Below are 8,313 nucleotides of genomic sequence, written 5' to 3' on the forward strand. Positions count from 1 at the left end.
AAAACTAATATTATTAAATTTCTTCAAATAATTTAGCACAAATAATTCAATTATTTTTCTCCCTTCTATCTTTATCATTCTTAATCGACATGAAACTCTTTGTAGTGTACCTGACATTTATCAAAGTGTTTTGCCAATCTCTATGTACTTATTATAATAAGAAATGAAGTACAATGCCTTAACTTAAGCTTACATTTCTTTTCCTATATCTTACACTTATGTAAGGTTCTTAATAAATTAGGCTATACTTATGGTCCAATAAACCAATCTAAAAAGCGAGAATATAAAATTAGACTTACTTTGAAAATATCATAGTAAGCCTAGTTTTTCTTTATACCAAATTTTAAGATTCATTACTACATACACCTCAGTGGTTTTTGTCTCTTGTTAAAAGACCTCTAAATTATCCTTCGGAAAAATAATAGACACTTTCGTTCCTTCACGTATTTTCGATGTTACCGAAATACTACACGATAGGCGATCCGCAACTTTTTTTGATAAATATAGTCCTATTCCCGTTGCTTTCTGATTCATACGCCCATTCAAACCTGTATATCCACGTTCAAAAATTCTCGGGATATCTTCTTCCTTAATTCCTATTCCTGTGTCCTCTATAACAAGTACTACTCTACCAATATAGTCCCTTTCTTCATATATACGAATCGTACCATGATTCGTATATTTTAGTGCATTTGATAGTATCTGTTCAATTAAAAATCCTAGCCATCTCTCATCTGTTTGCACTTTGAATTTCAAATCTTCCATAACTAAGGAATTTTTCTTATGAATAAATATCGTTGAAAACTTCTTAACTACTCTCTTTACGATTCCATCAAGTTCGTATGGGCTTAATATAATGTCATTACTCATATTTTCAATTCTAAGATATTCAAGTACTAAACTTGCATATTGCTCAATTTTGAAGACTTCCTGCTTCATAGAATTTTTCGCACTGGATTCCATTTCGCTATTGTCAAGTAATAATGATAATGCTGCAATAGGTGTCTTAATTTGATGTACCCACATGGTGAAATATTCGATTTGTCCTGAATGTCGAATTTCGATCTCATTTGAAGACTCTTTTGTCTTTTCATGAAGTGACTTAATAATTTGCTCATATCCCTCTTCCATACAATTGGACGACTCTATTGAATCCGTTTCATAAACAGAGATATTACAATAGCGTTCTAACAACTTCTCATATTTCTTCCTCTGAAATCTATAATCGATACTGATAATTACCAACGCTACAAACAACTCTATCTCAACACAATACCACGCAGCATCTAACTTGTATCCATATAGATATTGAAGAAACGGAAACAAGAAACATGTAAGAATCAGAAGAAGAAAAAAAGGGATTCTAAGTTTTATATACTCTATAATACGAAATTTCTTCATAATATGATTGCTCCTTCTAAATCTATCTATTGTTAATCACTCATAACATATCCAATTCCCTTTTTCGTTACAATAAATTCTTCCAGTCCAATCTCTTCAAGCTTCTTACGCAATCTTGTCACATTAACCGTTAGTGTATTATCATCAATAAAACAATCGCTGTCCCATAATTTTTTCATAATCTCTTCCCTAGTAACTACAGTATTCTTCTTCTCCATTAATAATTGTAAGATTCGGAATTCATTCCTTGTTAAATCTAACTTTGTATCTTGATAACAAAGTGTTGCTTCACCAATATTAAGAATTGCCCCTCTATGTTCAATCGTTGTAACCTGATTCATATAGGAGTATGTTCTTCTTAGAATTGCTTGTATCTTTGCAACCACAACAGAGAGGTCGAATGGCTTCGTAATGAAGTCATCCCCTCCCATGTTCATTGCCATTACAATATTCATATTATCTGTATTCGATGATATGAATACAATCGGGACATTGGATTCTTTACGAATCTCAGAACACCAATAGAACCCATTGTAATATGGCAATGTAATATCCATCAAAACCAAATGTGGTTCGAAATCTCTAAATGTTTGCAACACTGCGTCAAAATCTTCCACATACGCAGATTCGTATCCCCATTTATTCAAATTCTCTGATAATATCCTAGCAATTGTTTCATCATCTTCTACTATTAGTATCTTAAACATGAATCATTACCTCCAAAGATTTGTTGGGTACATTCCTTTGTCTTTCATACTTGCAATTGCGTTTACAACGCCTTCTTTATCTTCTTTGTATGTAACACCATACCATTTATCTTCTGAATTTAACACTTTTACCGTAGCTTTATTGGCTATTAATAATTGATCCACTACACTTGGTAAGAAATATTCTGCTTTCTCAGGGTTATTTCGAACCTCTTCATTCATAAAGAAAGCAAAACGTCTTTTAAGTTCTTCCATTATACTGGCAGTAAATCCCCACATATTCATAGATACAACGGTATCTTCAGGAAGTGAAGTAAACGACTTACCTCCATCTTCTGAATAAGCGATGCCATCTCCATGCTTTTCGATTCTTGTACGTTCAACGATGCCTTGTAACATCTGACCTGAATCAATATCACATACACCTCTTGATACATAACCATTGTCCGTTACTGTATTCTTCAAACGATACCCTACCATTGTATAACGGTAACAGGAATCGTCTTTTACTTCTGATAAGAAATCATATATCATCTGAAATGCACTTGCACCATAATAATCATCCGCATTAATTACAGCAAATGGTCCATCAATTACATCATAACAGCTAAGTACCGCATGACCAGTTCCCCATGGTTTTACTCTCCCTTCTGGAATAGAGAAACCTTCTGGAATATTGTCTAGATTTTGGAACACATACTGTACTTCCATATGTTTTGATATTGGATCACCAACCAATTCTTTAAAATCTTTTTCAAGTTCCTTCTTGATTACAAAAATAACCTTCTCAAAACCTGCTCTTTTTGCATCATATATTGAAAAATCTATAATCTTATGTCCTTCATAATCAACGGGATCCATTTGTTTTAATCCACCGTATCTACTGCCCATTCCTGCAGCCATAATTACTAGTACTGGTTTGTTCATAGTAATTCCTCCATCAAAATTTTCTTTCACTAATATAGTACCTTTGTATTTTTTATTTGTCTATAGAAAAAAGGAGTTGTTAGATACTTTTACATATCCAACAACTCCTGCATTAACGACTACTTATTTTCTTCTGATTTTTCTACTTCGATGATTGCAGATTTTTGCATTGGAATTCTACAGTTTTTGTTGTTACCAAACTCAAGAATTACTACGTCTTCCATAACATCAATAACAACACCATAGAAACCACTTGAAGTTAACACGCTATCACCATTTGTGATTGTTGTTAACATAGCTGCATGTGCTTTTTGTTGTTTCTTTTGAGGTCTAATTGCAATTAAGTAAAATGCTACACCTATGATTAATAAATATCCAACAGTCATAAAAGTAGTAAACGTTCCTCCTGATACTGATCCTGTTGTTTCTGCTGCTAATATTGGTAAATTCATAATAATTCCTCCTATAGATATCTTTATCTTCATGACATTCGTCAAGAAATTTTAACTTTCTCCATTTGCTTCAAAGCCATCTAATTTTGCTTTCTTATATTCTTTATATCTGCCTTGTTCAATTGCCTCACGGATTTCTTCCATCATTGTATTGTAGAAATATAAGTTATGCATTACGATTAATCGAAGTCCTAGCATCTCTTTTGCTTTCAAAAGATGTCTTATATATGCACGGCTATACTTTTGACAGGCTGGACACTGACAACCTTCTTCAATCGGTCTTGAGTCTAATTCAAATCTTGCATTCAGTAGATTGATTTTACCAAGATTCGTATAAGCATGACCATGTCTACCATTTCTCGTTGGATACACACAGTCAAAGAAATCTACACCACGATCAACCGCCTCTAGGATATTCGCAGGTGTACCAACTCCCATAAGGTAAGTAGGTTTCTCTAATGGTAGGTAAGGTACTGTTTCTTCAATAATACGATACATCTCGGAATGTGACTCACCAACTGCAAGCCCTCCCAGTGCGTACCCATCAAGATCCATTTCTGATATACGTTTTGCATGTTCAATACGGATATCTTCGTAAGTACCACCTTGGTTAATACCAAATAACATCTGATTTTTATTAATAGTATCCTCTAAAGAATTCAGCCTTGCCATCTCTTTTTTACAACGTTCTAGCCATCTTGTTGTACGATCAACAGAATTCTGCATATATTCTCTAGTTGCTGGATGCGGTGGACATTCATCAAATGCCATCGCTATTGTTGATGCAAGATTCGATTGAATCTGCATACTTTCTTCTGGACCCATGAAAATCTTACGGCCATCAATATGAGAGTTAAAATACACACCCTCTTCTTTGATTTTACGTAGTCCTGACAATGAAAACACTTGGAATCCGCCTGAATCTGTTAGGATTGGTTTGTCCCAAACCATAAATTTATGAAGACCACCAAGTTGCTTAATCACTTTATCTCCCGGACGGACATGTAGATGATACGTATTCGATAATTCCACTTGTGTCTTTAATCCTTGTAAATCTTCTGTAGATACTGCGCCTTTAATTGCTGCACAAGTACCAACATTCATGAATACAGGAGTTTGGATTGTTCCATGAACTGTGTGAAATTCTCCACGCTTTGCCATGCCATCTCTCTTAATTAACTTGTACATCTAACCTCCTAGTCAACTTGTACACAATAGTTTGAATATGAAACTCAACCCTATTACTATACAACTGACATTCTAACATGTAAATCTTTGTAACAAAGTGTACTGTATGATTAGAAATTCATTACAAATTGTGAATATTCGGTACACTTATGGGTTACAGTCAATATTTAAAGTATAACTAGATTATAACCTTTTTTCAACTTATTTTTTCATATTTAATAAATAAATTAGATTTAATAAGAAAGAGGATCTTGTAAATACTGATTAGTTTTACAAAATCCTCTCATTCAGCCTATCTTATCACTGTGACCTTAGCTGTAACTTGATAATCATTATTTAATTTATCACTAATAACATAAGTAACTTTATACTCTTTGATATTGCCGTCATTATCATATACAGGTTCTAAGCTAACTTCCACAGAATCTGTTATATCATCTGCATTATAATATGCTTTTACCCCTTGCATTACAAAAGCTTTGTCTATCACTTCATCGCTCTTAGCAACTCGGTCTACAACTCCTTCAAAACGAAGATAATCCTTTTTCTTGAAGTTTACCATTTTTGTAGTCTTATTACCTACATCATCTTGAGCTGTATAGGTTACTACATACATATCTTCTTTTTCTTTAATTGTTACCTTGATATCATCAAGTGACATATCACTAACATTATCTGTAATCTTAACACCTTTTAATGCCACCTTACGGTTAACAACTAGATCCCATGAAACTTCTTTGTTTTTCACTCCAATAATATCAGGTGCTTCTTTATCAACAGTAATATCCGCTTCTACTAGATCATATTTTCCGTCAGAAGCAACCAATTTATAAGTTATTGTATAAGTATTATCTTTGTTATTCTTTATCGTAACTTTAATCTTGTTATTGTCTACTTTCTCATCTCCAATGGTTGCCGTTACTCCTTTAAGAGCAAAAGTCTTCGTAACTTTTGTTTTTCCATTAATTACTCTATCCTTTACACCTGAAATCTTAGGTGCCCCAACCACTTCATTTACTTTATCTTCATCATCAACCTTATCTTCTCCACCCAAAACAGTATATGTAACAGTTTTCTTAGTCGTTCTTCCTATCTCGTCAGTAACCGTATATGTAATTTTGTATTTGCCGGCTTTCTTCGTATTAACTTTTCCCGAAACCTTAATTCGTGAAGTAATACCAAAACCAGTTGTATTCTTTGCCGTAACACCACTTAGCAAATCTACTGAAGCTCCGTATGCAACGGTCTTATTCTTAGCTCCGCTAATTGTAGGTTTCTTGCTATTAAATGGATTATTCTTATAATATACATCTGTTGGGTCCCATCCAGCATTTGTTGGTAATTTAATTGCAACTGGTTTGCCAAGAGGCCCTGGATTACTGCTATTATAGATTGTAACTGTTGTTCCAATAGGACAGTTATCATATATCCATTTGGCATCAGCAACGGTTAGACGTATACAACCATGGGAACACATTGTTCCTAGCTTATTATATTGCACTGCTGATAGAGTAGATGGATCTTGTTTATAATACCAAACAGAATGGAATAAGATACCACCTGTAATTCTTGTACTATATTGTCCCCATACATCATCTAACAGTACCTTCCATCTGTAACGTGCTGGTGTACGGTATGTACCTAGTGGAGTATCTACACCTGTAGAGCAAATCATAGCTTTAACAGGTACCGTATATTTGCCTTTACTATCTTTGCCATAGACTGTTACGCAATTCTGTTGTTTATTAACCTTGATCATATATGGGTAGTTAGAAGCAGCATCTGTTGACTTCATTGCGCTGACCCCATATATTGATAATAAAATAATAGAAAGCATCAGCAAATATTTACTCCTCTTTTGCATTCTTTGTAAAAGTTCTTTCATTTTAACCTCCATGTGCCATGCTGTAATTCCATTTATTTAAATTTTAATAAATGTTTTATGTACGTTTTTCGTCAACAATATAACAATCCTATACGGTCTAATAATATATATATGATAGACTTGTCCTTTTATTACGTAATATGGAATTGTTAAGCATTTTTATTCACTAACTGTAATATACTTTCAAAAAAGAATTGAGTGAACTATGGAATTCTTCACCAACTTAATATCTGATTATGGGTTAATTGCTATGTTCATAATTATCATGCTTGAATATGCTTGCTTTCCTGTATCAAGCGAGATTGTACTTCCATTCTCTGGAGCAATTGCAAGTTCTCAGAATATCCACTTTTTTGTAATATTAACTGCCAGCGTGATTGCAGGACTCATCGGTACCACAATCTGCTATTTGATTGGATATTACGGTGGTTCAGCAATACTTAAGCGTTTAACACACAAATTTCCAAAAACAGAGAAAGGAATTAATTCTTCTTATCAAACATTTGATAAATATGGTGCCTCTGCTGTCTGTTTCGCTAGAGTGATTCCTATATGTAGAACATATATCGCATTCATAAGTGGTTCCATGAAACAAAACTATTCTGTCTTCCTATTATCTTCTTTCATTGGTATTACAATATGGAATACTATGTTAATTGGAACAGGTTACTTCTTACAAGATAATTGGCAATTAGCTTATGGTTATTATGATGAATATAAACATATTCTCATTCCATTATTTATTGGTATTGTTGGGGTTCTTGTATTCAAAAAACTTAAGCATAAAAAAAGTAAATCATCTAAAAAAAACAATACTTCTAATCAGATTACTGATAATTAATAAGAAAGGGAACTTTCTTCCTAAGAATATCTCTTAGCCGATCGTTCCTTTTCTATGTAATAATTAGTTATCTAACAAGCTTACAATATAATAATAGTAAAGGTTTTGTTCTTCCCCTAAATATCCACCTTGTACCTCATAATCCCCACAGATTTCATCAACATAGTCTGTAGAATTAACCATATTACTAGAAGTCTCATGTAACTGTTCCTCTGTTAAATTAGGATCTATTACCTCAAGACTCTTTCTTATTAGCTGTATTGCTTCTTCCTTATCTTCTCTATACACACCCACATATAACAATTTGCCGGTAACAGTATCAGATGAAATAAAATACATCTCTGAGTCATTTTCCTTTTCTGACCACATAGATAAAGTCTCATAATACGTGATTTTCTCATCATCAACCATTTCGTATGTGTTGTCCATATCTGTCTCAAAATTCATTTTAAGACCTTGTCCGGTAAAATACTCATCCATTATTGGTACAACATCATTTTTTGTTGCTTCGAATAATGTGTATGCATTACTAGGCTCACCGTCTTCTATAATACTATCATAATCAGCCTCATATACATATGAATTTTCTGAAGCAACGTTTGCTCCTTCATCTTCTAAATATTCTTCGGAATTAATTGTATTCCCCAGTTCAATTGGCGTTTCTCCTAGTACATCAACAAGATTTACATCTGCTTCACCACTGACGCTCCCCTCATCTAACCTATCCGTAAAGCTATAAACCACATAGATTCCAGCTACACATACACCTACTATTACAATTGCTACTAACATTAGTTGTACAATTTTAGATTTCGATTTACGTATCAATTGTATAATTTCTTTTGAGCAAAATTTAGCCATGGAATCACTCCTTTTTACATTTCTACATAATAATTTTACATTAAATAAGCA

The 8,313-nt window shown here is 33.3% G+C and carries 8 protein-coding genes; 1 reads left to right on the forward strand and 7 read right to left on the reverse strand.

The features are described 5' to 3' along the window. Window positions 1–387: 387 nt before the first annotated feature. The 6 genes from ACW2QF_RS15255 to ACW2QF_RS15280 all read right to left on the reverse strand — a co-directional run bounded on the left by ACW2QF_RS15255 (window position 388) and on the right by ACW2QF_RS15280 (window position 6,560). Complete coding sequence (locus ACW2QF_RS15255) at window positions 388–1,401, reverse strand: sensor histidine kinase (protein WP_455716868.1); 1,014 nt, start codon at window positions 1,399–1,401, stop codon at window positions 388–390. Window positions 1,402–1,433: 32 nt separating this feature from the next. After that, complete coding sequence (locus ACW2QF_RS15260; protein WP_455716869.1) at window positions 1,434–2,108, reverse strand: response regulator transcription factor; 675 nt, start codon at window positions 2,106–2,108, stop codon at window positions 1,434–1,436. A gap of 6 nt (window positions 2,109–2,114) precedes the next feature. Continuing rightward, window positions 2,115–3,035 carry a sugar phosphate nucleotidyltransferase gene (locus ACW2QF_RS15265; protein WP_455716870.1) on the reverse strand — a complete coding sequence of 307 codons (921 nt, stop codon included), beginning with the start codon at window positions 3,033–3,035 and terminating at the stop codon, window positions 2,115–2,117. Between the two features lie 119 nt (window positions 3,036–3,154). Beyond that, window positions 3,155–3,487 carry a preprotein translocase subunit YajC gene (yajC, locus tag ACW2QF_RS15270; RefSeq protein WP_455716871.1) on the reverse strand — a complete coding sequence of 111 codons (333 nt, stop codon included), beginning with the start codon at window positions 3,485–3,487 and terminating at the stop codon, window positions 3,155–3,157. Between the two features lie 51 nt (window positions 3,488–3,538). Continuing rightward, on the reverse strand, window positions 3,539–4,675 hold the full coding sequence (gene tgt, locus ACW2QF_RS15275; RefSeq protein WP_455716872.1) for a tRNA guanosine(34) transglycosylase Tgt: 1,137 nt from the start codon (window positions 4,673–4,675) through the stop codon (window positions 3,539–3,541). 292 nt (window positions 4,676–4,967) lie between these two features. Further along, window positions 4,968–6,560 (reverse strand): immunoglobulin-like domain-containing protein, encoded by a 1,593-nt coding sequence (locus ACW2QF_RS15280; RefSeq protein WP_455716873.1) that lies wholly within the window; start codon window positions 6,558–6,560, stop codon window positions 4,968–4,970. A gap of 205 nt (window positions 6,561–6,765) precedes the next feature. Between ACW2QF_RS15280 and ACW2QF_RS15285 the strand changes: the two genes are divergently transcribed. Continuing rightward, on the forward strand, window positions 6,766–7,401 hold the full coding sequence (locus ACW2QF_RS15285; RefSeq protein WP_455716874.1) for a DedA family protein: 636 nt from the start codon (window positions 6,766–6,768) through the stop codon (window positions 7,399–7,401). Between the two features lie 63 nt (window positions 7,402–7,464). On the opposite strand, the gene ACW2QF_RS15290 is transcribed toward ACW2QF_RS15285, so the two are convergent. After that, window positions 7,465–8,262 (reverse strand): hypothetical protein, encoded by a 798-nt coding sequence (locus tag ACW2QF_RS15290; RefSeq protein WP_455716875.1) that lies wholly within the window; start codon window positions 8,260–8,262, stop codon window positions 7,465–7,467. Between the last annotated feature and the right edge of the window lie 51 nt (window positions 8,263–8,313).

This window comes from Anaerosporobacter sp. (genome assembly GCF_965301125.1).